Source organism: Motilimonas pumila (assembly GCF_003596335.1).
Taxonomy (GTDB): domain Bacteria; phylum Pseudomonadota; class Gammaproteobacteria; order Enterobacterales; family CBDFNC01; genus Motilimonas; species Motilimonas pumila.
Map to the genome: position 1 here is coordinate 40,707 of NZ_QZCH01000001.1, position 23,764 is coordinate 64,470.

Consider the following 23,764-nt stretch of genomic DNA (forward strand, 5'->3'; position numbering starts at 1 on the left):
TTATCCTAAGGGGGCCTTATGATTACCCACATTAATCCTGTGGGCAGCATGGATTTGCTGTCTCAACTTGAAGTCGACCGTCTTAAAAAAACCGCCAGCAGCGAACTTTACCAAATGTATCGTAACTGCTCTCTGGCTGTGCTCAATTCCGGCAGTAAAACGGATAGCAGTAAAGAAATCCTTGAAAAATATGCCAATTTTGAAATCAGCGTCATTCGCCGAGAACGAGGCGTAAAGCTCGAACTGTTTAATGCGCCTGAGCACGCTTTTGTGGATGGTGAAATCATTCGCGGTATTCAAGAGCACCTATTCTCTGTGTTGCGCGACCTAGTCTATTTAAACAGCCAATTGCCGCAGCAGATCCCCACTGAAGAAGCCGAGCTTACGACGTACACCACCAACAAAGTATTCTCAATCTTACGTAACTCTCGGGTATTAAGGCCGGGCGTAGATCCCAGCTTAATCGTTTGTTGGGGAGGTCACTCGATCAACGAAGGTGAATATAAATACACCCGCGAAATAGGCAACGAATTAGGCTTAAGGGAACTCAACATATGTACCGGCTGTGGCCCAGGTGCAATGGAAGGCCCGATGAAGGGTGCCACCGTTGGCCATGCTAAACAAAGGGTTAAAGGCGGTCGATACGTGGGTCTGACCGAGCCAAGCATCATTGCTGCGGAGCCACCTAACCCTATCGTTAATGAACTGGTTATTTTACCCGACATTGAAAAGCGCTTAGAGGCCTTTGTGCGCATGGCACATGGCATCATTATCTTCCCAGGTGGCGTGGGCACGGCTGAAGAACTTTTATATATCTTGGGCATCATGATGCATCCAGAGAACAAGCGCCAACCGCTGCCGATTATTCTGACCGGACCAAAAGAAAGCGAAGAATACTTCCGCACCATTGATGAGTTTATTGGTGCAACCTTAGGTTTTGAAGCCCAGCGCCATTACCAAATCATCATCGATGATGCTGCCAGCGCCGCGCAATTGCTAAAACAAGCCATGCCGAAAGTAAAAGATTACCGTCACGCCATTGGCGACGCGTATACCTTTAACTGGTCACTCAAGATTGAGCATGACTTTCAAGTGCCATTTGTGCCTAATCACGAAAATATGGCCGCATTAAACCTTAATTTAGACCAAGAGCCGCAAGTGCTCGCCGCTCAATTACGCCGAGCATTTTCAGGTATTGTGGCCGGTAACGTCAAAGAAGAAGGCCTAGAAGCAATTGAGCAACATGGGCCGTTCCAAATCAATGGCGACCCTAAATTAATGAAAATGATGGATAAACTGTTACAAGATTTTGTCAAACAGCATAGAATGAAGCTGCCCGGTACAAAATATTCACCTTGTTACGAAATAGTCAAAAGTTAAATGCCCAATACCTTACTGATAGTGGATGCGATGAACCTCATTCGTCGCATTCACGCGGTGTCAGAGAACCAACACCCAACTGAAAAATCGAGTTTAATCGCCACCTTACACGCCAGCGTCAATGCTTGTTTAAAGCTGCTAAAACAGGTGCCATCAAGCCATGTAATAGCCGTATTTGACGGCCAGCAGCCTAGCTGGCGTCACGATATTTATCCAGAGTACAAACAAGGCCGCAAGCCTGCGCCCTCTGCTTTGGTGGAATACTTAGAGCCAATTCAAGACGCCCTGCTCGCCCAAGGCATTGAATCCTTAGTCAGTGAAAGTGACGAAGCGGACGACTTGATTGCCACCTTAGCGAGTAAAGTAGCCAGTAAACACAAGCAAGTGTGCATTGTCTCTACCGATAAGGGCTTTTTTCAGCTGCATCAAACCTACATAGTGCAATACGACCACTTTGCACAAACCTGGTTTAACAGTCAGCAACATTGTCAAAAATTAGGCATTCAAACCTCGCAGTTACTTGATTACTGGGCTTTGGTGGGGATCAGCGGCAGCAATATCAAAGGCGCGGCAGGCATCGGCCCTAAAAGCGCCGCGAAATTGTTGCACGAGTTGCAAACGATTGAAGACATTGAAAAAGCAGACAGTGAAGATAAGCTGGTTCGAAAGGCCCAAGCCGATATCAGCAATGTAAAGCTGGCCAAACAGCTGTTAACACTCAAGCATGATATTCCCTTAGGCTTTAGTTTAAAAGAGTTACGCTATTCGCCGCAGTCACCTTAATTACCAGTGAAAAGCACTCATGTGTGGCCATGCCAATAAAGTTCACTTGCGGGTGTAACGAGTTGGCGTGATTAGGCTGGAAGAGTTTTTGCTTTGAAAGCAATTAGAGTAAATACTTATTTATAATCCATTAATGCTAAAATCGAATTAACGCTCATAAATAAGGCCGCCTGAGTGGCAGCCTCTTATACGATAGATATCTGGTTAACATTGCCACCTTCGCTTAGCTACAAACAACATAGCGAGAGGGCTATTAGTCCAACCGAGAGACCAGCGCCAGATGATGAGCTGTTATCATCACAACCGATATTTCCGCCATCACTATCGATATCTGCCACAGTCACCTGTATTAGGAAAATGTATCGAAAATACGTAGATTAGTGGTGGATTTTAAGCTGCGCTCTCGCTTAGCTCATACATACCATCAAATTTTGATAGCTCTGATAAAACTTCATCTGGCTCAACAAAGAAGAACTCTTTCCTGTTATTGACTAGGTTCACTCGCTGCTCTGAAAATTTACGGTGAAGATATTTTTCTAGTCTTGGGGCATCATCAGTAAACGCAAACGCATGAACATCAAACAGCTCTGGTACAGACGCATCACCTAATTCTTTAACCCGATCATTTGGATCTGCACGCCTTGTCATCCCAATCTTAACCACGCCCTCGCCAAATGAAACTGGATTAGAAATTACGTACACATAGCCTGCCCTTGTCAGCTGAGCTAAAGATACTGCCCGCTTCTCTTTCTCTCGTAGTGTTTCTAGCTCTTGCTTATGCAGCGCATATAACGCTTTTTGGTCTTCGGTACACGACTCTAACTTACGCAGCTCTTCAGCCACCAATCGCTCCATCACCTCACGGTCTCTTTGGGCTTTCTCTGCTGCAGCCTTAATCCGCTTTTCTTCACGCTCAGATTCCCGTTGCATCCGTGCTTCTTCGCGCTCATCTTCCTTAATTTCCTGTTTTAACTGGTTCAACTCATAACCCAAACGTAATTCTTGAATTTTTAGTTGCAGATAACCTTCGCTAAGGTAAGTTTTTACGATGCTTCCTGAATCGTTGATCTCATTGAATGCCTTCTTAGTCCGATCGATTAACCGGTTCACGTTATTCCAATCAACCAAAGCAGACGCGGCCTTAAATTCATTATCTAGGCAACGTAACCTAAGCTTAATCTCGCGATTAAATAGTTTCTTAGCCTCTGATTTCTTACCATTAACAACAACATCACTACCCATATGGCAGGTGCAAGCCTTCTTCTCGCTTACATGATACTTCAAAGTATTCTTTACTGCCTTAAGTTGGCTATCTATCTCATCCAAATTCTTACTATTAGAAACATTCACATAAGTAACAAGGTCACTAGTACCAACACCCAGATAATATTGAGCAAGACGCTGCTCACTGCCACGCAACTCTATCAACTTGGCTTGATAGCTAGATTGCAACGATGCATATTGCTCTGCTAGTTCAGATAACGTTAACTCGATTTTTGATGCTGGCGCGTAAATTTTCTGGATTTCAGCATCACGAGATTCAAAACTCTTCAATTTTGATCGGGTGTTTAACAGCAAGAGCAAGGAAAACACTAGCATCACCGATAAACCAATAGTGATATACATGATTTGAGCTCCTTAAATTGATGCTGGTAGCTGATTAGACAGGGCTTTAGATTTAGAGGCCTGATGCTTGATAGACTCTCTAATCAAAAGGCTCTCACGGTATTCTTTAGCTTCAATATCAAAATACCAATCACACTCTATGCCCAATTTCTCCATGGCATCAGCGACTTCTTTCGGCGTAACCTTAAAAAACTCTTTCCGATGGTTATCTGTGTTTACACGTCTATCATTGAACTTACGGTGCAGTGTTTTCTCAATAGTTGGAGCGTCCTCAACAAAGGTCAACGTATGGACATCGAACTTAAATGGAACACTGGCATCACCAAGCTCATTAACTCGATCCATTGGCTCTAGACGTCGAGTCATACCAATCTTCACTACTCCTTCACCGAAACTACCAATATTAGAGATTACGTAAATGTATCCGGCTCTAGTAAGTTGTGCCTGAGAAGTAGCTCGCTCGAACTTGCTCTCAAGTTTTTCAATCTCACCCTGCATGCGGTTAATTTTATCTTGCATGTCTACTGCTTTGGCACCATGTAGCTTCTGAGCAAGCTCTTTGGCCTTAATTAAATCAGATTTACGGTAGTAAATATCGTCCTCTAGATCCTCTATGTCACCACCAGATCTCTTAGCTTGTTCACGTAACAAGGCCTGCTGCTTCTTCTTTTCCTGCTTCAAGTCTTCTTTATGTTTTAACTCTCCATGCCAAACTGTTAACTCATGGAGCTTCAGATTGAGGTAGGTGGAAGATATTGTGACATTGGCTGTCTCACCTAATTTTCCTAACTGTTCTTCTAGACGAATCAGCTTCTTCTTTGCTGTTTCATGTGTGGAATGGCGCATCTGCTTTCTGATCATATCGAACTCGGCATTGAACGCTTTCAGTAGCAGGCTCTGATAAGCATACACCATTCGAGCGCCATCTCTTCGGCTACCGAACCAACTCCAATCTGAGTAAGCACTCGTAGCACCACCTGATTTAATTATCTGAAATTGGTCTTCGAGACACGAATCAATCTTATCCTTTAGCGCTTGGCTATCATCAAACTTAAACGTTGGTGGCAAAAGGCCAACATCAATGTATTTCAGCTGTTCAATGTTCTGAGACAACTCATCTTGTAACTGGGAAAATACCGGCCTTCCATCAGATAACTTTTGAGTAACTTTTTGAATCGAATGTACTAATTCCTGCACTATTTCTTCTACGGCTTTCTCTTTTAGAGCATTCTCTTTACGCTCCACATTACTAGCTAAGGCTTTGCTTTTCTTGGAAGTCGAGTACACTTTAAAAAGGATAATTGCTGTCAAAACTGACAGAGCTATCCAAATAGGCTGATACGAATTTGCGTCATCTAACATGGAGTCTCCAATTATCTTTATAGCACCGCGCAAGCGGCCACTGCGAAATAAGCACGAGTAAAGTTAAATCACTAATAGTATACGGCTGGCTGATGAATAACGTTGAAATCAATCAATTCACGGCATAATGTATTGGAAGGACTCATCAATTCTCTGATGTATTTCTCGGTTTCGGTAAGAAAATTTACACATTAGAGCTTTACCCAAAGCAATCGTTAACCCTGGTTGTGTGGGAAGATGATGTGGCAGAAATAAAAGAAAAACACGGCAACTTAGACAGCTTAGTCGACAAAAAAGTGTGCGCCGAAGGCCGCATAACTCAGTACAAAGGCAACAGTCAGATAAGCCTTTATAACTCTTACTCCTTGAGGAGTATCTAATTAAGGCAGCAGGTTTAACACAGTAACGCTTGTTTTAAGCCATTGCATAATGGCTTTGTTCATCTTAAACAAAACCCTGGCTAATAAATGCTTAAGGAGAGAGGATTCACCTTAGTTTTTTTCCGAAATCTATCCAAAAAAAAGCGATAACAAACTGCTATTGTTATCGCTTTTTATCATCCTGTTTAATCGGGCAATTGCATTAAGGCTGCTGACGAGTAGCCGCTATCACAATTTCGCGCACACACACGCCTTGGGGCTGTTGGTAAGCGTATTCCACTGCGCGTGCAATATCGTCAGCCGCTAAGACGCCTTCCATTTGCTCTTTCCACTGCTCATAACCGGCTTTAATTTCATCAGAAGTGGTATGAGAAAGCAGCTCTGTCTCCACCGCCCCTGGCGCGATGGTTGTCACACGTACGTTTGCGTCAGCGACTTCTTCACGCACATTTTCAGAAATGGCGTGTACCGCAAACTTAGTGCCACAATACGCGGCATGGCTTGGGAAGGTTTTACGCCCAGCCACTGAGCTAATGTTAATAATAGTGCCGCTTTTACGAGCTTTCATTGGCGCCAACACCGCTTGCATGCCATGCATTAAGGCGATGACGTTCACGTCAAACATGGTTTTCCACTCTTGTGAGTCTTGGCTGTCTAGTGGGTTAAGCAACATAACACCCGCATTGTTAACAATACAATCTGCCGGGCCATAGGCTTGCTCAGCTTTGGCAATGGCGGCTTCAAAGCTTTCACGGTCGGTAACGTCTACCTTTTCACATAAGGTTTCAGGCAGGTTTAGCCCTTGTAACTTTTCAATGCGACGCGCCAACAACAATAACGGATGACCTGCAGCGCTTAAACGGCGCGCAATGGCTTCACCAATACCTGAACTAGCACCTGTAACCACAATCAACTTTTTCATATTATCTCCAATGGCTTAGTACGAGGATCCGGTTCATTGCCCCGCACCTTCAATAAGTAACGCTTAGATAATAGACCAAAGTGGATTTGTTGATATATAGGGTGAAAATAAAAACACTGTTGTCAGACAGCAACAATAGAGTCAAGGAGCACTCAAATTGAGGCAACAAAGTGTTGTTTGATGAAGCCGATAAAGCTGCGTAATCGCTGTGACTGAAATTTATCTTTATGATAAATCATTGAAAAGTCGACGCTAGGCACTTGCCATTCTGTGAACACCGGCACCAAAAGCCCCTCCTCTATTTCTTGTTGACAATAAAGTGCTGGTACTCGGATGATACCATTGCCAGCAAGGGCTGCGGCTACCAATACCTTGCCATTTTTGCAACTCAGTGTATTGGGCACCACTACATCAATGGCTTTTTGCGGTGCTTGACGACTGACAAAATGCCAGCGCGTAACCGAGCCGGTTAAACAGCGGTGATGGCTTAACACTTTTGGTTCACTCACTGGGCCAAAGCGAGATAAATAAGCAGGACTGGCCAATGTGACCATCTCAATACTGGCCAACTTTTTACCGATAAAGCCAGCATCTTCCAACGCGCCCATGCGAAAGGCAACGTCAAATTCATCGGCAATCAGGTCTATTCTGTGACTACTGAATGCTAATTCAACTTTAATATCTGGGTGTTGCAGCATAAATTGGCTAATGTGCTGGGCGATCAATTCCTCACCCAGATAGCCACCGACACAGTTAACTCGCAAGCGCCCTCGAACTTGTTGATTATCGTCTACCGCAGTCAGCAAAGCGCGATCTATCGCCAATAAAGCTTGCTGACAGTCTTGGAATAAGTTTTCGCCCGCAGGTGTCAGCGCTAGAGTACGAGTCGTTCGCACAAACAGCGTCATGCCAAGCTGGGATTCCAGCGCGCTTACCTGACGTGAAACATGGGAACGAGAAATGCCTAAGCGCTCTGCGACCTTAGTAAAATTACCTTGCTGAGCAATTAATACAAATAACCGAATATTATCTAAACTGACGCTTTCAAGCATGGCACTCTCTGTTCAACCGCATTGGTGCTAAGCATCATGCCGCTAGCTTGGCTTGAACTCAAGGGCAGAGCAATTATGGCTTGCCATCTAACAAGGTTAACTTTTCAACTTCAAGGCTGACGTGATTCCAATCTTTATCCACTTCAGCTAGGATTTCCACCTTGTCAGACGGTGTCACGGTTTGTTGGTTAAATACCGGTGCGTCTATCTCTACTTGTATCTCACCGCTGTCATCTTTGAACAGATAATGTTCAGGTTTAAGCTCTTTAATCAAATAGCCTTGCAGTTTGACAATTGCATCGTCTGTTTGCGCTTCAACTTCAGTCACCGAGATAAGAGGATAAACTTTGCTGGGGCCATCAAAAGCCGCCCAAGAAGCAGAAGTTAATAATGCTGCGCCACTCAATATTACTGCTATCGCCGTTTGTTTCATATCTCACCTCGCCGCTGCTTCGTTTACTTGACGATAGTCCCTAGAATGGCGTTTGTCTAAAAGCATCGCGTGGCTGGCATTTCGCTAACATTCACTTCAAGGCTAAGCTCGGTCACCCCAAAGCGTAAGTGACGCGTGCTAAATAGGATGAAATAAGCGCCCTAAGCAACTCATTTTTAACGTTTTAAAGGTACGAAAAAGCTAGAATAAGCCGTCTTCGCCACTCCCCCTATTAGATAAAACTTCCGAGCCTGAAATACAGACAACCAGCGCTCATACAATGTGTTCTTTCTAAAATAAACCCATTGTAAGTTAAGCCAGTATTAAGCTGTGCCCTCTTACATGACAACGCAAGAAAAGAGTTGTGGTTCACTACCAACAAACCTGTGATTTACTTTGCATTTTGGGTGCAATAAAAGACATGTCTCAATGAGTTTTTTGCCGGGGTTGCGGCGCAGAGGTTTATGAAACAGCCGCCCTCTGCCCTCAATGCGGCGCACAGCAAAAGCAGTCTAGTGTGGCAGATGCCAACTGGGTAGTGGCGTTGCTGCTTTGTTTCTTCTTGAGTTGGCTGGGTGCCCACCGTTTCTACACCGGCCGCATTGGCTTGGGATTATGGACCTTGATTGACTTTATCCTGCTACTTTGTGGCAAGCTACAAGACGGTAAAGGTAACTGCGTTAGCAACTCATAAGCAAGATAACGTAAGCACCAGAACAAAAAAACGCTGAGTATTTTACTCAGCGTTTTTTATAGGTGAACATTGCTTAACGCCATGGCTGGCAAACTTATTTGCGCTTAAACGGTTTCCAACGCACGTGCACCGTGATTTCTTCTCGGTCGTGATATAAATGCTTCGCCTGAAACTCAAACGCTTGTTCTCCTAACTGGCTGATTAATAAATCCAAGCATTCTTTTACCGCGTAATAACGACGCTTCATGGGCAACTTGAGGTTAAAGATAGCTTCACGACAATATGCATGCTCCAGCCAATCTGCCATCAACTTAGCTACGCGGTGCGGCTTTTCTATCATGTCACATACCAACCAGTTAACATGGGTATGCTCAGGATATTGCACTTTTTCCCCATATTCATCTTTCGCGGTCAGCCAAGTTACGTTTCGCAGTAAAGGTTGAAACTTAAAACCGTCGTCGGTGTAATGCTTGACCTGCCCTGTATCCATCAAAGACTGGTCAATGGCGCCATTGTCGACGCAAGAAACAAACAGACCTCGGCGCACCAGTTGATAGGTCCAGCCACCAGGACAAGCACCAAGATCCACCCCCTTCATGCCAGGGTGTAAACGCTGTTCTTGCTCATCTTTGGGGATAAACAACTGTATCGCTTCATCTAACTTCAACGTAGAGCGGCTGGGGGCTTTGGGTGGAAATTTCAGGCGAGCGATGCCCATATAAAACGGCGAGCTGTTGTTAGTTAATGAATAACCAACAAATGCGCTTTGATTACTTAAAAAGCACACGTGCATTCTTGGCTTGCGATCGCTTTCTTTGCTTGTTAAACGGTTACCTTTGCGCAGCGCGGCGCGAAGTGGCACGGTAAATTTACGGCAAAACGTCAGCAGCGGCTTGGTTTCATCGCCTTCTGGCGCTTCAACCCAGATATCGCCACACAACGGATATTGCGCAACCGCATTTAATACTGGTGTAATGCGATCGTTCACGTCCAAGTCGGTCAGCAATTCAGATACTGCAATTAACTGACGGGCAAATACCAAACGAAAGAAATTTAACTGCTTTAATAATGCCGCAACTTGGCTCGGATCGTAGCACTCAAAATACACGTACCCAGATTGGCGTTCGGTTTTAGCAAAACCGTAACAGCCACAATCGGCCGCTTGTTCTTGAATTTCTGCCGCGCAATCGTTTTCAAAGCCAGGGCGGCAATACAACAATAAGCCCTTCATCGTTTTAATCCTCTCAATGCCATTAAGGCAATAAATAACCAAGCCAGTATAAAGCTCGTGCCCCCTACAGGGGTCAACTTCGCCAGCAGTTTTTCTCCGCTTAATGCCCAGATATAAAATGAGCCAGAGAACATCAATATGCCCGCAGCACAACAAGTGGCGGCCAAGTTTGCAAACCGCTGTGCCCACAGGTCAAGGTGTAATAATGCGGTGATAGAGGCAATGACCATCAACAAGGCATGCACCAAGTGATAGTTTACCGCCAATTGAATATGTTGCTGCAGTGCAGTGGGCAATGAAGACATTAAGCTATGACTGGCATAGGCAGAAAAAGCCACCGCAAACGCGCCCAGTAGCCCTGCCAGAGCCAGCAGTGTTTGGCTAATGCGCATGAATAAAATCCACCAGCCATTGCGCCGCAGTTGCAATGTGCTCACTTTGCGTAAAGCCCGATGCTTTACGAGGCTTAAAACTGTGGTCTCCGTCAACCAAAAAGCGTTGCTCAATGGTGGCGGATAAATCGTAGCTGGCCACTTGCGTTTGTGTGCCCATGGTATCGCGTTCACCTTGAATCAATAAGGCGGGTTTGCTTAACGAAGCTAAGTGTTCGCCCTTTAAACGCTCAGGTTTGCCGACAGGATGAAATGGAAAGCCTAGCATCACTACGCCTTGCACTGCAGCATGCTCCGTTAAATGACTGGCCATGCGCCCACCCATAGACTTACCACCAATAAAGCATTGGTCTTGGCCGTACTGCTCAATCACCTCTGTGAAGGCGGCTAATAATTGCGGCATACGATTAGGGGGTAAACGGCGTGCTTCTTGTTTCATTCGCACCATATAAGGAAAGTCAAACCGCACCACCTTGATACCGGCGGCGGCCACTTGCTCAGCCACCGTTTGCATAAATTCGTGATCCGAGCCGGCCCCAGCGCCATGGGCAAAAATAAACACTTTTTCAGCGTCTTGTGGGCCGTCAATGATTACATTAGACATACTGCTCTCATCATAGAAATAAAATGATTAAGGCCAAGTTTCCTTGGCCTTAAGTCTGAGTTTGCGACGCCTAGCGGCGTTTAAATTTCAATGTTACCGAAGCTTTTACGCAGCTCATCGAGTTGTTTAATTTGCTCTAAGAATGGCTCTAACTTGTCCAGTGGCAGCGCACAAGGGCCATCGCACTTAGCGTTGTCTGGATCGGGGTGAGATTCTAAGAATAATCCGCCAATACCTTGGGCCATGCCAGCCAAAGCTAAGTCAACGGTTTGACTGCGGCGACCATCGGCACTGTCGGCGCGACCGCCAGGCTTTTGCAACGCATGAGTCACGTCAAAAATCACCGGGTACTCGGTCTGTTTCATAATGCTAAAGCCCAACATATCAACCACGAGGTTGTTATAGCCAAAGCAAGAGCCACGCTCACACAAAATTAATTTGTCGTTACCGGCTTCTTCAAATTTGGTCAGAATATGGCGCATTTCTTCTGGTGCTAGAAATTGCGCTTTTTTGATGTTAATGACCGCTTGGGTTTTTGCCATGGCCATGACCAAATCCGTTTGGCGGCTTAAAAACGCTGGCAGTTGGATCACGTCAACCACTTCTGCAGTAGGCGCCGCTTGGTAAGGTTCGTGTACATCTGTGATGATAGGCACGTTAAACGTAGACTTTATTTCTTCAAAGATTTTCAAGCCTTCATCTAAGCCTGGCCCACGGAAACTGTTAATCGACGAACGATTGGCTTTATCAAATGACGCTTTAAACACGTAAGGAATACCGAGCTTTTCGGTCACTTTGACGTACTGCTCTGCCATGGTCATGGCTAAATCACGAGACTCTAATACGTTCATGCCGCCAAACAAAACAAATGGCAGTTCGTTACCGACTTGAATGTCGCCGATGTTGATAATTTTTTGGGTCATGGTTATTCCTAATTGGACTAGTGCATGGTGGTCTGAGCATCATCCATTTGTTCAAGTTTGACTTTAATTAAATGGCTAGAAGGGTCATCAGGGCACTTTTCAATAAAGTATTTAAAGTCGTTAATCGCCACACTAATGCAGTCTAGCTCATGATAAATAAAGCCGCGGTCTCTTACTTCAAATGGGTCACCGGGCACCAACCTCAAGATAATGTCAGCACACAATAACGCGCCGGCGTATTGATGCTCTCGCAACAGTGCCGCTTTTTTTACCTGTAATAGGCGACGGGCAATAGTGGTGTCATCATCAGGCGTTAAGTTGTCAGTCTCTAAGCGAGCCAAATTGCCTTGAGTACCGCGCAATTTAACTTCCATATCTTGCCATGACAGAAACTCACCATTAAATGGATCAAGGTACTGCATTTGACCGTCAATGACTAAACTGACAAGAAAATTGCCAGGAAAACAAATGCCGTTCGCTTCAAGGCCGATATGGTGGCAGCAATGGCGTAACACAATACCTAATGTCATTGGTATACCCTGGCGCTGACTCAGCACTTGCTTGATTTCGGTATTGCGGTATTCGTAAAATGTCTGCCAATCGCCTTTAAACTGCCACTCTTGATAAAACTTCAGCAGTAAAATTTCCAGCTTTTGCGCGTCAGACAAAGCACCAGACGCCCTTTCAAATTGCTGCAGGTCTGCGCTTAAGTCTTGCAATAGCTCAGCCAGTGGCGCGGAAAAGTCTGCTTCACCGGGATCTGACAACTCATTTTCAATTTTTTGTACCATGTCCAACAGCGGCACTGCGGTCATGTCTGCATTGATATACATGCTTTACTACCTCAGTATCAGTGCCTGATGACTGAAAGCAACGTGTAAAATGTACGCGACCCAGCCTAGAGCACCAATATATGCAAAGATTTTTAACCCTTTTCCTTGCGCGCCTTTGATCGCCATAAACTGTAATACCAGCAAAGCAATAAACGCAGCAAGTTTCTCGGTTAACCATTCACCGCCTGCGGTAAATGGCATAAAACCTGTGGTGTGCATCAAGCCAACGCCTGTAATCACCAGCAAGGTTAAGCTGGCCATATACATGCCAGTAATGGCTTTGTTACTGGCCAACTTGTGGCCCATTAAGTTAAACGCAAAACGTGCCGTGAACAAGATAATGGTCAAGGCGATAAATAAAAAGTGGCTGTGTTTGAGTGCCATATACATAGTTGTTAAATCCATTTTGCAATAGTGACTCGGTCATTCCCGGCGTAGTCTTTTACCGTGCGACAGTCTTGATAGCCTAATGCTACAAGCAAATCTTGCACCGCTTGACCTTGCTGATAACCGTGTTCAAATAATAAGTAGCCAGAACCATTAAAAAATGCTCTGGCTTGTTCACTGATATGTCGAATATCTGCCAACCCTTGCTCTGGCGCGACAAGTGCCGATAAAGGCTCAAACCTGACGTCACCTTGTTGTAAGTGAGGGTCTTGCTCATCAATATAAGGGGGATTAGAAACGATCACATCGAACCGGCGCTCCCCTAGTGCACTAAACCAATCGCTTTGTAAAAACTCCACATGGTGAAAACCGCACTTTTGCTGATTCAACTTCGCCAGCGCAACGGCATCGGCCTGCTTGTCTAGGCCAACGATACATGCGCTAGGAAGCTCACTGGCAAGCGCAAGCGCAATGGCCCCTGTGCCTGTGCCTAAGTCAAGAATGCAGCTTTCAGCTTGAGCCAGTTGCAGCGCTTGTTCGACTAACACTTCCGTGTCTGGTCGTGGGATCAAGGTGCTATCATTGACGTTTAATGGCAATGACCAGAACTCACGCTCACCGGTTAAGTGAGCCACAGGCACGCCTCGTTGGCGCCTGGAAATTAACTGCTGAAATGCTTGCCATTGCTGTTCATTCAAGGCTTTATCCGGCCAGGTATAGAGGTAGCTATCAGGCTTTTGCAATACGTAACAAAGCAAAACTCGGCAGTCTAAAGCTGCCGAGTCGGATTGCGTAAGCGCCTGTTGCCCCCAACAGAGGGCATCACTGAGCGCAGGGTTAGGCTTCATTTTCTGCCAATGCAGCCAATTGGTCAGCCTGGTATTCTTGCAAGATAGGTTCAACCAAAGCGTCCAAGTCCCCTTCCATCACTTCGTTTAAGCGATACAGGGTTAAGTTGATACGATGGTCTGACACACGCCCTTGCGGGTAGTTATAAGTACGAATGCGCTCAGAGCGATCGCCGCTGGCGACTAAGCTGCGACGCATGGTTTGCTCTTCCGCTTGGCGTTTTTCATCTTCTGCGGCTTGCAAACGCGATTGCAGTACATTCATCGCGCGGGCACGGTTTTTATGCTGTGAGCGCTGATCTTGACACTCAACCACTATGCCAGTTGGCAAGTGAGTGATACGAATTGCAGAATCGGTTTTGTTAACGTGCTGACCACCGGCACCAGAGGCGCGAAAAGTATCCACTTTTAGGTCTGCCGGGTTAATGTCTATGGCTTCTGACTCAGGTACTTCTGGCAATACCGCTACGGTACAAGCAGAAGTATGAATGCGTCCTTGAGACTCTGTTTCTGGAACACGTTGAACACGATGACCGCCCGACTCAAACTTCATCACGCCGTAAACGGAATCACCTTCCATTTTAGCAATCATTTCTTTGTAACCGCCTTGGTCACTTTCATTCACGTTGATGATGCTGATACGCCAGCCGCGCTTTTCAGCAAATTTGCTGTACATACGGAATAAATCGCCAGCAAAAATGGCCGCCTCATCACCGCCCGCGCCGGCACGAATTTCAATGTAACAATCGCTGTCGTCGTTAGGATCTTTTGGCAGCAACAAAATTTGCAATTCATCGGTTAACGTTTGCACTGCTTCTTTGGCTTCTTTGACTTCTTCTTGCGCCATTTCACGCATTTCAGGATCATCGTCATCCAACATGAGTTCAGCGGTTTCTAAATCCGATTCGGCTTGGCGAAAAGATTGGAAACAGTTAACAACGGTTTCAAGCTGCGAATATTCTTTGTTTAAGTTTCTGAACTGATCTTGATCTGAAATCACTTCTGGCTGACTCATCAAGGCTTGCACTTCTTCATAGCGCTCGATCAAGGCTTCCAGTTTACTTACTATTGACGCTTTCATATGACTCCGGGTGATACACCCTGCACGTTATTTAATTTCGCTTTGTTCTAACCCTAAGGCAAAACAAATAGCGGCTGTTTGTTCTTGCTGCCCACGACGAGCAGATTCAGTAAGAGCGATGGTAGGATGGTGAATTAACTTATTAGTTAACTTAAACCCTAGCTCTTTGATGACGCTTTCAGGCTCTGCGCCCGCTTGTAATTTGGCTAACGCAGCAGACACACACTCATCTCGAGTTTGCTCACTGCGCTGGCGGTACTGACGAATATTATCGACAGAGCTCAATGAGCTCAGCCACGCCATAAACTCACCACTGCGACGGCCTATTATGCCTTCTGCATCTACCGCGGCCTTTTGTCTTGCTTCTAAGTTTTGCTCTATGATGCCTTGTAAATCATCTACCGTATAAAGGTAGGCATCATTTAATTCACCCACTTGGGTTTCAATGTCTCGTGGCACCGCAATATCCACTAGCAGCATAGGTTGGTGTTTGCGTTGCTTTAACGCCGTTTCTACCGCTCCTTTGCCCAATATAGGCAACTGCGACGCTGTTGACGTAATGACGATGTCTGCTTGCGGTAAGTATTGCGGGATCTCACTTAATGCCATGGCTTGCACGTTCACTTTATCTGCAAACTGCGCCGCCAAATTTTGCGCCCGCTCAACCGTGCGGTTGGCCACAAAAATATTACTCACTTGTTGCTCCGCTAAATGCTTAGCGGTCAACTCAATGGTTTCACCCGCGCCAATGAGTAACACATTGGTTTCGGCTAAATCAGCAAAAATCTGCTTTGACAAGCTCACTGCGGCGTAAGCCACAGACACTGCATTGGCACCTATTTCAGTCTCAGAGCGAACCTGTTTGGCCACGGTGAAGCTGTGCTGGAACCATTTATCTAAGACCCGAAACAAGCTACCCGCTTCACGCCCTTCATTGTAAGCTTGTTTCACTTGCCCCAGAATCTGAGGCTCGCCCAGCACCAAAGAATCAAGGCCGGCTGCAACCCGATTTAAGTGCACCACCGCAGCTTCGTCGAGGTGTTGATACAAGTAAGGGCTTAATAGCGCCAAGTCGAGTTGGTGAAAGTCTGCCAGCCACTGGCTCACCTTGGCGGTATTGTCATCGTTCATAGCCGCGTAAATCTCGGTGCGGTTGCACGTTGATACCACCGCAATTTCACTTGCTATGCCTAGCTCGACCGCCTGTTTATTGGCCGCACGGACTTGCTCAGGAGAAAAAGCCACTTTTTCTCTGAGGTCTACCGAAGCTGTTTTATGGTTGATGCCTAAGGCTAGCAGTGTCATTCATTTTACTTAGTTTGCGCGCAAGCCGGCAATTTTACGTAAAAGTCACCTCGAATAAAAGGGATAGCTGGCTGGTTTTGCTCTGATTGCCTCGCTATACTGGCAAAGAAATCGCTAAGGGGATGAAAATTGAAAAGAATCAGTCTGTTTTTTATATGTATAACGGTACTTTTAACCGGCTGTAGCACAACCAAGCAGATGACTTCGGTTGATCTCACTCCCGCAGAGCAACGCGATCAATTATTGCAGCTTAATCAATGGCATTTAAAAGGTAAAATAGCCATTATGCAGGCAGGTGAAAAGCCCGTGCCATTGGATATGAACTGGCAACAAAATGACGCCAACTTCGATTTAACCTTTACCCGCTTCATCAAAACTGTACTGGAAGTAAAGCAAACAGAGCAAGCAGCAACCTTGGTCGATAATGAAGGCAAAAAGTACCAAGCTGATAACGCGCAGCAGCTGATTTACGACATTACGAGTTGGCGCTTACCGATGAAGCAAATGCGCCAGTGGATCAAAGGCATTCCCAAAAACTCGCAGTATGAATTAAACCAAGATGGCTACGTCAGCCAGTTCACCAGTATACTGCCACAAGGCACCTGGGACATCAGTATCACGGACTATATGCAAGTGCAGCAATACATGCTTCCTAAGGCCATCACTATGACCAGTCAAGACATCAAACTCAAAGTACTCGTTTACGAGTGGCACTTGGTGCAATAACAATAATGTCGCGCCTGGAGGCCAATATTAGCCTCCTAAGCTAACCACACATCACCTAGCGAATGTAATCCGATATGATCCATGACACTCTGGCTTGGCCAGCCCCTGCCAAGCTTAACTTGTTTTTATACATCAACGGTCAACGTGAAGACGGCTATCACGAATTGCAAACCTTGTTCCAATTTGTGGATTTGGCCGACTCCCTTGAAGTCACAGCTAATAACAGCGGTGACATTACTCTGACGCCTGCCATTGAAGGCGTCGCGCTGCAAGACAACCTCATATTCAAAGCGGCGCAAGCGCTGCAAGATGCCAGCGGATGTCAATTAGGGGCGCACATCAAGCTAGATAAAAAGCTGCCCATGGGCGGCGGATTAGGTGGCGGGTCTTCCGATGCAGCGACCTGTTTACACGCGCTTAATTACCATTGGTGTTTAGGCTTTAGTGATGAGCAATTGGCCGCCATCGGCGTCAAGTTAGGTGCCGACGTACCCATTTTTATTTCTGGTCGTGCTGCGGTAGCAGAAGGCGTCGGTGAAATTTTGCACCCGGTGAACGTGACTGAATCTTGGTACGTGATAGTCAAACCCGAGGTACACGTTTCTACAGTGGACGTTTTTAAGCACAAGTTATTGACCCGCAATACAAAAAAAAGAGAGATCGCCACCTTATTGAACACCCCTTGGCATAATGATTGTGAATCATTAGTTAAAAAACAATATCCTGAGGTTGCCAAGGCAATTGACGCCTTGATAGAATACGCGCCGTCGAGATTGACGGGAACCGGTGCCTGCGTGTTTGCCACATGTGCCAGCCAAGGCCAAGCCCAGAATATTATAGACAGTTGTCCTACGTGGCTGAACGGATTTGTCACGCAGGGTCGTAATCAATCAGCTTTAAGACAGCGGCTTGATTACTTAAAAAATATCGACGATAAGATTTAATACGTTTATTAAATCGGCTAGCGTGCAACGCTGGTTTAATTTAAACAGGAAGCAACCTGAGGTTCCAACCGTGCCTGACATGAAGCTGTTCACTGGTAATGCGACGCCAGAACTTGCCCAGAAGATCGCTGACCGCCTTTTCACTAAACTAGGAAGTGCCGACGTAGGTACTTTTAGCGACGGTGAAATTAGCGTACAAATTAATGAAAACGTACGTGGCGGCGATATCTTTATTATCCAGTCAACTTGCGCCCCAACAAATGACAACCTAATGGAATTGATCGTCATGATTGATGCATTACGCCGCGCATCTGCTGGTCGTATTACTGCTGTCATTCCATATTTTGGTTATGCACGCCAAGACCGTCGCGTACGTTCTTCTCGTGTGCCAATTACGGCTAAGGTAGTGGCTGACTTCCTTTCAAGCGTTGGCGTTGACCGAGTAATGACGGTTGATTTACACGCTGAGCAAATCCAAGGTTTCTTTGACGTTCCTGTTGATAACGTATTCGGTAGCCCAGTGCTACTTGAAGACATGTTAAACAAGAAGTTAGAAAACCCAGTGGTAGTGTCTCCAGATATCGGCGGCGTTGTGCGTGCACGTGCTCATGCCAAACTACTGGACGATGCAGATTTAGCTATCATCGACAAGCGTCGCCCGAAAGCGAACGTGGCTCAGGTGATGCACCTAATCGGTGAAGTAGAAGGCCGCGACTGTATCATCGTTGATGACATGATCGATACTGGCGGTACGCTATGTCAGGCAGCTGCTGCACTGAAAGAGCGTGGTGCTAAGCGTGTATTTGCATACGCAACTCACGCTGTATTCTCAGGTAGCGCACCGCAAAACATCGCTAACTCTGTGATTGATGAAGTGATTGTCACTGACTCTATCCCACTTTCTCCAGAAATGGCGAAAATTGACAAAGTGTCTCAACTTACTTTGAGCGCGATGTTGGCTGAAGCGATTCGTCGTGTCAGCAATGAAGAATCTATCTCGGCAATGTTCCACCACTAAGCTGAGACACCTCGCTGAGTTAATTTACTGAGCAGGGTAAAAACAGATTGAGAAAAAGGCGCGGTCAGGTTAACATGACGCGCCTTTTTTTATGGGCGCCTACAACTTGGTCGCAAAGTTGGGGCTACATTTATTTTTTTGGAGTATTAAATATGTCAGCTATCAAGCTAAATGCAGAAGTGCGTACAGATCTAGGGAAAGGTGCGAGCCGCCGCCTACGTCACGCAGACAAACTACCAGCAATCCTTTACGGTGCTGAAAAAGAAGCGGTTTCTTTAACCCTAGAGCACAACGAAGTGTTAAAGCTTAACGAAAACGAAAGCTTTTACACTAGCGTACTAACGCTAGACGTTGCGGGTGAAGAAGTTCAAGCACTTCTAAAAGACATTCAACGTCACCCGTTCAAGCCAAAGGTTCTTCACATTGACTTCCTACGTGTTGATGCAACTCAGAAGATCCACACTACACTTCCTCTGCATTACATTAACGAAGAAATAGCTGCTTCTATCAAAGAAGGCGGTGTTCTTGTTAAAACTGCACACGAAGTTGAAGTTAGCTGTCTACCTGGTGACCTTCCAGAGTTCGTACAAGTTGACGTTAACGCTATCGCTCTAGGTCAAACGCTTCACCTTTCTGACCTAGTGGTTGCTGAAGGCGTTGAACTGGTTGAACTAGCAAAAGGCGAAGACCACGACCAAGCGGTTGCGTCTGTTGCTGCACCTAAAGCGTCTAAAGAAGACGAAAGTGCTGAAGAGGAAGCAGCTGAGTAATCGTGAATACGAATATTAAGTTGCTTGTGGGCCTGGCTAATCCAGGCCCCGAATATCAATTAACCAGACATAATGCAGGTGCTTGGTATATAGAAGAGCTCGCTCGCAGCTATCATTGCCAACTTAAACCTGAAGCAAAATTCTTTGGCCTCACCGGCCGCATCAACATCGCTAATCAAGACATTCGTCTCCTCATCCCGACGACCTTTATGAACCTCAGTGGCAAAGCTATTTTAGCCATGGCGAATTTTTATCGCATCAGCCCTGAAGAAATCTTAGTCGCCCATGACGAATTAGACATGCCTCCTGGCGTGGCCAAGTTTAAGCAAGGCGGTGGACACGGCGGACACAATGGCTTAAGAGACACCATCAGCAAATTAGGGAATAATAAGAATTTCCACCGTTTGCGTATTGGTATTGGCCATCCAGGCCACAAAGACAAAGTGACTGGTTATGTATTAGGCAAAGCACCTAATGCAGAACAAGCTAACATCGATAGCGTGATAGACGAAGCCGTCCGCGCCACCGATATATTAGCAAAAGACGGAATAACCAAAGCGATGAATCGTCTTCATAGCTTTAAAGCAGATTAAAAAATTAAGGTAATACTCTTATGGGTTTTAAATGTGGCATCGTAGGTCTACCAAACGTTGGTAAATCCACCTTATTTAATGCACTAACACAAGCTGGTATTGAAGCGGCCAACTTTCCATTTTGTACCATTGAGCCAAATACAGGCGTAGTGCCGGTGCCAGATCCACGTCTTGATGCATTGGCAGCTATCGTCAACCCACAGCGAGTATTGCCTACTACGATGGAATTTGTAGACATCGCGGGCCTCGTAGCTGGCGCGTCAAAAGGTGAAGGCCTAGGTAACAAATTCTTGGCGAACATCCGTGAAACAGATGCTATTGGCCACGTAGTTCGTTGTTTTGAAAATGACAACATCGTGCACGTTGCAGGTAAAGTTGACCCAGCAGAAGACATTGATACCATCAATACAGAGTTAGCGCTGGCTGACCTTGATAGCTGTGAAAAAGCCATTATTCGTGTGGGTAAAAAAGCCAAAGGCGGCGATAAAGACGCAAAATTTGAGCTACCTGTACTAGAAAAAATCCGCGCTCACCTTGAAGCCGATGAAATGATCCGCAGCCTTGAGCTAGAAAAAGAAGAAAAAGCCGCTGTGGCTTACATGAACTTCTTAACTGGCAAGCCCACCATGTATATTGCTAACGTCAATGATGACGGCTTTGAAGATAATCCTTACTTAGATACAGTAAAAGCGATTGCCGCCAAAGAAAATGCCGTGGTAGTTGCAGTGTGTGCGGAAATTGAAGGCGAAATCGCCGAGCTAGACGAAGAAGAAAAAGCCGACTTCATGGCTGAAATGGGCCTTGAAGAGCCAGGTCTTAACCGCGTTATCCGTGCCGGTTACGAGCTGCTTAACCTACAAACCTACTTCACCGCAGGCGTGAAAGAAGTGCGCGCATGGACTTTCCCACAAGGTGCTACTGCGCCGCAAGCGGCAGGTAAAATCCATACCGACTTTGAGAAAGGCTTTATTCGTGCTGAAATTGTTGGTTACGACGATTACATTGAGTTTAATGGTGAGTCAGGAGCAAAAGACGCCGGTAAGTGGCGCCAAGAAGGCAAAGCATACGTGGTAAAAGATGGCGACGTTATCCATTTCTTATTCAACGTTTAGTCTAATGCTACATTAAACGTACAAGGCCCCGCATCGACGGGGCTTTTTTTTGGCTAACAAATATTCAACTGATGATAAAAGCGAATAAAATATAGCCGAACAATTCAAAAGCCAATTTTTTTTAATAAAAACTATTGACGCTTAGGCCGAGTATCCGCATAATGCGCCCCGCAACAACGAACAGGAACACAGTTTTCTGAACGTGAAAGCATTGGCTACATAGCTCAGCTGGTTAGAGCACATCACTCATAATGATGGGGTCCCAAGTTCAAATCTCGGTGTAGCCACCATTCTTCTTTTGAAATAAAGTAATTTTTTTCATAAGATAGAGATGATGCGGAAGTGGTGAAATTGGTAGACACGCTAGATTTAGGTTCTAGTGCCGCAAGGTGTGAGAGTTCAAGTCTCTCCTTCCGCACCATATATCAAAACAAGCCGTTTTGATCCGTGTGAATAATTCATACGTAAAACAATACAATTGGGATATCGCCAAGCGGTAAGGCACCGGGTTTTGATCTCGGCATTCTGAGGTTCAAATCCTCATATCCCAGCCAAATTTAGATGATTGAGCGAGGCTCAGTCATCACAGAAACAACTGGGATATCGCCAAGCGGTAAGGCACCGGGTTTTGATCTCGGCATTCTGAGGTTCAAATCCTCATATCCCAGCCACATTCAATGCCAACAGGCATGAATATCAAGAATGGCTACATAGCTCAGCTGGTTAGAGCACATCACTCATAATGATGGGGTCCCAAGTTCAAATCTCGGTGTAGCCACCATTCTTGATTTAGTTAGATGCGGAAGTGGTGAAATTGGTAGACACGCTAGATTTAGGTTCTAGTGCCGCAAGGTGTGAGAGTTCAAGTCTCTCCTTCCGCACCATCTAACATCCCCAACTCAAGTTGTTCCCCAGAAATAAAACACACTCACAATTTTCTTATTAATATTCTTTTAGCTAATTGAATATATTCAATATTATGTGTCATCTAGAAATAACCAATGCCATGCCCTCTTTAAAAAGTCAGGCATAAAAAAGGCCTAGTTACAGGCCCATTGCGTATTTCATCACTTGATGTTTTATCGGCCCAGCGTGCTGAGCCAAAGTTAACGCCCCCTGGCGCAAAGCGCTAAGGCCAGGCAATTTGCAAGAGAAGCCTTTATAAAATACATCCATTGCGGTTTGCATTAACAAGTTGTCGGGCCTTCTTCGCGACTGGTAGTCCGCTAACGCACGTGCTTTGTCCGCTTGGTGAGACAAGTCGGTTAACAATAACTCTGCCGCCAAAGCCTGGACGTCTTTGAAGCCTAAGTTAACGCCTTGACCCGCTAAGGGATTGATAGTGTGCGCAGCGTCGCCTACCAGTACTAAGCTATCAAGGTAATACTGCTGAGCATGACGACGAACCAAAGGGAATGCACCGTGTTTCACAACTTCAAAATCAAATTTAAGCGGGGCAAACTCTTGCAGTATGGCCTGCTTAAGTTGCTCATTGGAATACTGCGCCATTTGAGCAATGGTTTTATTTTGGTGATACCATGCCAGAGAAGCGTCTTGCCCAGCGAGGGGTAAAAATGCTCTTGGACCGGTACTGACAAACTCTTGCCAAGTCATATCTTGTTGTACTGAGTCGGTTTTGATATGCACTAGCATACAACTTTGGCGGTAATCCCACGCCGTAATGCCAATCCCCCCATGCTGACGACAAAATGAATGAGCGCCGTCAGCGCCGACTAATAAATCCGCCTGTAACTCATTGCCATCTGCAAGTTGAATCATGACACCGCTGGCGCTATTGGTAAAAGACTGGATCCCTTGCCCTTGTAATACCTTAATGGTGTCATATTGCACCATTACCTGCCAAAGACTGGCTTGCACCACTTGATTTTCAATGATGTAGCCAAGTAATGGGGCTTGAATATCGGCCGCATCAAAGGTCAACGCTTCACCGCCTTGCTGCCAAGTGGACAAACGCATGTAAGGGCAATGGCGCTGCGCCGCAATCAAAGGCCAAGCACCTACCTGCTGTAATAATTGTTGGCTCGAGGCGCTAATTGCCGATACCCGCAAGTCGACTTCAGGGCTTATCTGGCTAAAATCTTTGTCGCTGGCTTCAATCACGGTCACCTGCCGCCCTTGTTCAGCCAGTAAGATGGCCAGGGTTGCGCCCACCATGCCCCCGCCATTTATCACAATATGCTGTTTATTCATGTGCTTCTCTGGATCTTGTTTCAGCCCTTAGTGTACCTAATCTGACGCTTATTTAGCGACTGCTCGTTAACATTGTAATTGATTGCTGTTTTTTTATGCTGATTTTGTAGCATGCGCCTGCGTTAATCAGTAGAATATGCCCTCTTTTTTACTT

At 45.8% G+C, this 23,764-nt stretch carries 25 protein-coding genes, 6 tRNA genes and 1 pseudogene; 17 read left to right on the forward strand and 15 right to left on the reverse strand.

The features are described 5' to 3' along the window. Positions 1-18: 18 nt before the first annotated feature. Positions 19-1,380, forward strand: a complete 1,362-nt coding sequence (gene ppnN, locus D1Z90_RS00215) for a nucleotide 5'-monophosphate nucleosidase PpnN (RefSeq protein WP_119908751.1) — start codon at positions 19-21, stop codon at positions 1,378-1,380. Beyond that, complete coding sequence (xni, locus tag D1Z90_RS00220) at positions 1,381-2,163, forward strand: flap endonuclease Xni (RefSeq protein WP_119908752.1); 783 nt, start codon at positions 1,381-1,383, stop codon at positions 2,161-2,163. It begins immediately after the preceding gene. A gap of 390 nt (positions 2,164-2,553) precedes the next feature. Here the strand turns inward: xni and D1Z90_RS00225 are convergent, their stop codons facing one another. Together D1Z90_RS00225 and D1Z90_RS21455 are read right to left on the reverse strand one after the other, a co-directional pair. Further along, positions 2,554-3,789: a GIY-YIG nuclease family protein gene (locus D1Z90_RS00225; RefSeq protein ID WP_119908753.1), complete on the reverse strand. Its 1,236-nt coding sequence runs from the start codon at positions 3,787-3,789 to the stop codon at positions 2,554-2,556. A 12-nt stretch (positions 3,790-3,801) separates the two neighbouring features. After that, the gene (locus tag D1Z90_RS21455) at positions 3,802-5,151 is read right to left on the reverse strand and encodes an SNIPE associated domain-containing protein (protein ID WP_198419009.1); all 1,350 of its coding nucleotides are present in this window, start codon (positions 5,149-5,151) and stop codon (positions 3,802-3,804) included. Between the two features lie 242 nt (positions 5,152-5,393). On the opposite strand from D1Z90_RS21455, the gene D1Z90_RS21240 reads away from it, so the two are divergent. Continuing rightward, positions 5,394-5,531, forward strand: coding sequence for a hypothetical protein (locus tag D1Z90_RS21240; RefSeq protein WP_158587017.1), 138 nt, complete (start codon positions 5,394-5,396; stop codon positions 5,529-5,531). A gap of 202 nt (positions 5,532-5,733) precedes the next feature. Here the strand turns inward: D1Z90_RS21240 and D1Z90_RS00235 are convergent, their stop codons facing one another. The 3 genes from D1Z90_RS00235 to D1Z90_RS00245 all read right to left on the reverse strand — a co-directional run bounded on the left by D1Z90_RS00235 (position 5,734) and on the right by D1Z90_RS00245 (position 7,938). Next, positions 5,734-6,453 carry an SDR family oxidoreductase gene (locus D1Z90_RS00235; protein WP_119908754.1) on the reverse strand — a complete coding sequence of 240 codons (720 nt, stop codon included), beginning with the start codon at positions 6,451-6,453 and terminating at the stop codon, positions 5,734-5,736. Positions 6,454-6,605: 152 nt separating this feature from the next. Beyond that, positions 6,606-7,505: a LysR family transcriptional regulator gene (locus D1Z90_RS00240; protein WP_119908755.1), complete on the reverse strand. Its 900-nt coding sequence runs from the start codon at positions 7,503-7,505 to the stop codon at positions 6,606-6,608. 73 nt (positions 7,506-7,578) lie between these two features. Next, positions 7,579-7,938: a YgiW/YdeI family stress tolerance OB fold protein gene (locus D1Z90_RS00245; RefSeq protein WP_119908756.1), complete on the reverse strand. Its 360-nt coding sequence runs from the start codon at positions 7,936-7,938 to the stop codon at positions 7,579-7,581. A gap of 442 nt (positions 7,939-8,380) precedes the next feature. Here D1Z90_RS00245 and D1Z90_RS22210 point away from each other — a divergent pair. Both D1Z90_RS22210 and D1Z90_RS00250 read left to right on the forward strand, forming a co-directional pair. Further along, positions 8,381-8,434: pseudogene (locus tag D1Z90_RS22210) on the forward strand (hypothetical protein); the annotation flags it as partial. A 21-nt stretch (positions 8,435-8,455) separates the two neighbouring features. After that, entirely contained in the window at positions 8,456-8,632 is a 177-nt protein-coding gene (locus tag D1Z90_RS00250; RefSeq protein ID WP_119908757.1) for an NINE protein, read from the forward strand. A 94-nt stretch (positions 8,633-8,726) separates the two neighbouring features. Here D1Z90_RS00250 and rlmM read toward each other — a convergent pair whose 3' ends face one another. The 9 genes from rlmM to hemA all read right to left on the reverse strand — a co-directional run bounded on the left by rlmM (position 8,727) and on the right by hemA (position 16,236). Then, entirely contained in the window at positions 8,727-9,863 is a 1,137-nt protein-coding gene (gene rlmM / locus D1Z90_RS00255) for a 23S rRNA (cytidine(2498)-2'-O)-methyltransferase RlmM (protein WP_119908758.1), read from the reverse strand. Next, positions 9,860-10,255, reverse strand: coding sequence for a DUF423 domain-containing protein (locus tag D1Z90_RS00260; protein ID WP_119908759.1), 396 nt, complete (start codon positions 10,253-10,255; stop codon positions 9,860-9,862). The genes rlmM and D1Z90_RS00260 overlap by 4 nt, the downstream gene beginning before the upstream one ends. Continuing rightward, positions 10,245-10,859 (reverse strand): alpha/beta fold hydrolase, encoded by a 615-nt coding sequence (locus D1Z90_RS00265; protein WP_119908760.1) that lies wholly within the window; start codon positions 10,857-10,859, stop codon positions 10,245-10,247. The genes D1Z90_RS00260 and D1Z90_RS00265 overlap by 11 nt, the downstream gene beginning before the upstream one ends. 80 nt (positions 10,860-10,939) lie before the next feature. Then, positions 10,940-11,782: a 3-deoxy-8-phosphooctulonate synthase gene (kdsA, locus tag D1Z90_RS00270; RefSeq protein ID WP_119908761.1), complete on the reverse strand. Its 843-nt coding sequence runs from the start codon at positions 11,780-11,782 to the stop codon at positions 10,940-10,942. A 17-nt stretch (positions 11,783-11,799) separates the two neighbouring features. Continuing rightward, on the reverse strand, positions 11,800-12,615 hold the full coding sequence (locus tag D1Z90_RS00275) for a SirB1 family protein (protein WP_119908762.1): 816 nt from the start codon (positions 12,613-12,615) through the stop codon (positions 11,800-11,802). A gap of 6 nt (positions 12,616-12,621) precedes the next feature. Continuing rightward, the gene (locus D1Z90_RS00280) at positions 12,622-13,005 is read right to left on the reverse strand and encodes a SirB2 family protein (RefSeq protein ID WP_158587018.1); all 384 of its coding nucleotides are present in this window, start codon (positions 13,003-13,005) and stop codon (positions 12,622-12,624) included. A 5-nt stretch (positions 13,006-13,010) separates the two neighbouring features. Continuing rightward, on the reverse strand, positions 13,011-13,850 hold the full coding sequence (prmC, locus tag D1Z90_RS00285) for a peptide chain release factor N(5)-glutamine methyltransferase (protein WP_119908764.1): 840 nt from the start codon (positions 13,848-13,850) through the stop codon (positions 13,011-13,013). Next, positions 13,840-14,931, reverse strand: coding sequence for a peptide chain release factor 1 (gene prfA, locus D1Z90_RS00290; protein ID WP_119908765.1), 1,092 nt, complete (start codon positions 14,929-14,931; stop codon positions 13,840-13,842). The genes prmC and prfA overlap by 11 nt, the downstream gene beginning before the upstream one ends. A 27-nt stretch (positions 14,932-14,958) precedes the next feature. Then, entirely contained in the window at positions 14,959-16,236 is a 1,278-nt protein-coding gene (gene hemA / locus D1Z90_RS00295; RefSeq protein ID WP_119908766.1) for a glutamyl-tRNA reductase, read from the reverse strand. Between the two features lie 129 nt (positions 16,237-16,365). On the opposite strand from hemA, the gene lolB reads away from it, so the two are divergent. The 12 genes from lolB to D1Z90_RS00355 all read left to right on the forward strand — a co-directional run bounded on the left by lolB (position 16,366) and on the right by D1Z90_RS00355 (position 22,283). Further along, complete coding sequence (gene lolB / locus D1Z90_RS00300) at positions 16,366-16,962, forward strand: lipoprotein insertase outer membrane protein LolB (RefSeq protein ID WP_147378716.1); 597 nt, start codon at positions 16,366-16,368, stop codon at positions 16,960-16,962. Between the two features lie 74 nt (positions 16,963-17,036). After that, complete coding sequence (gene ispE, locus D1Z90_RS00305) at positions 17,037-17,906, forward strand: 4-(cytidine 5'-diphospho)-2-C-methyl-D-erythritol kinase (protein WP_119908768.1); 870 nt, start codon at positions 17,037-17,039, stop codon at positions 17,904-17,906. 70 nt (positions 17,907-17,976) lie between these two features. Continuing rightward, positions 17,977-18,924, forward strand: a complete 948-nt coding sequence (locus D1Z90_RS00310; RefSeq protein WP_119909178.1) for a ribose-phosphate pyrophosphokinase — start codon at positions 17,977-17,979, stop codon at positions 18,922-18,924. A gap of 152 nt (positions 18,925-19,076) precedes the next feature. After that, a complete protein-coding gene (locus D1Z90_RS00315; RefSeq protein ID WP_119909179.1) occupies positions 19,077-19,694 on the forward strand; it encodes a 50S ribosomal protein L25/general stress protein Ctc in 618 nt (205 codons plus the stop codon). A gap of 2 nt (positions 19,695-19,696) precedes the next feature. Beyond that, positions 19,697-20,287 (forward strand): aminoacyl-tRNA hydrolase, encoded by a 591-nt coding sequence (gene pth, locus D1Z90_RS00320; RefSeq protein WP_119908769.1) that lies wholly within the window; start codon positions 19,697-19,699, stop codon positions 20,285-20,287. Positions 20,288-20,307: 20 nt separating this feature from the next. After that, positions 20,308-21,399: a redox-regulated ATPase YchF gene (gene ychF / locus D1Z90_RS00325; RefSeq protein WP_119908770.1), complete on the forward strand. Its 1,092-nt coding sequence runs from the start codon at positions 20,308-20,310 to the stop codon at positions 21,397-21,399. 213 nt (positions 21,400-21,612) lie between these two features. Next, positions 21,613-21,689: transfer RNA gene (locus D1Z90_RS00330), tRNA-Met, on the forward strand. A gap of 46 nt (positions 21,690-21,735) precedes the next feature. Continuing rightward, positions 21,736-21,820 (forward strand) — tRNA-Leu (locus tag D1Z90_RS00335). 58 nt (positions 21,821-21,878) lie between these two features. Further along, positions 21,879-21,953 (forward strand) — tRNA-Gln (locus D1Z90_RS00340). Between the two features lie 42 nt (positions 21,954-21,995). Beyond that, positions 21,996-22,070, forward strand: a tRNA-Gln gene (locus D1Z90_RS00345). 33 nt (positions 22,071-22,103) lie between these two features. Beyond that, positions 22,104-22,180, forward strand: a tRNA-Met gene (locus D1Z90_RS00350). An 18-nt stretch (positions 22,181-22,198) separates the two neighbouring features. Further along, positions 22,199-22,283, forward strand: a tRNA-Leu gene (locus D1Z90_RS00355). A 160-nt stretch (positions 22,284-22,443) separates the two neighbouring features. Here D1Z90_RS00355 and D1Z90_RS00360 read toward each other — a convergent pair. After that, on the reverse strand, positions 22,444-23,610 hold the full coding sequence (locus D1Z90_RS00360; protein WP_119908771.1) for an FAD-dependent monooxygenase: 1,167 nt from the start codon (positions 23,608-23,610) through the stop codon (positions 22,444-22,446). Positions 23,611-23,764 lie beyond the last annotated feature (154 nt).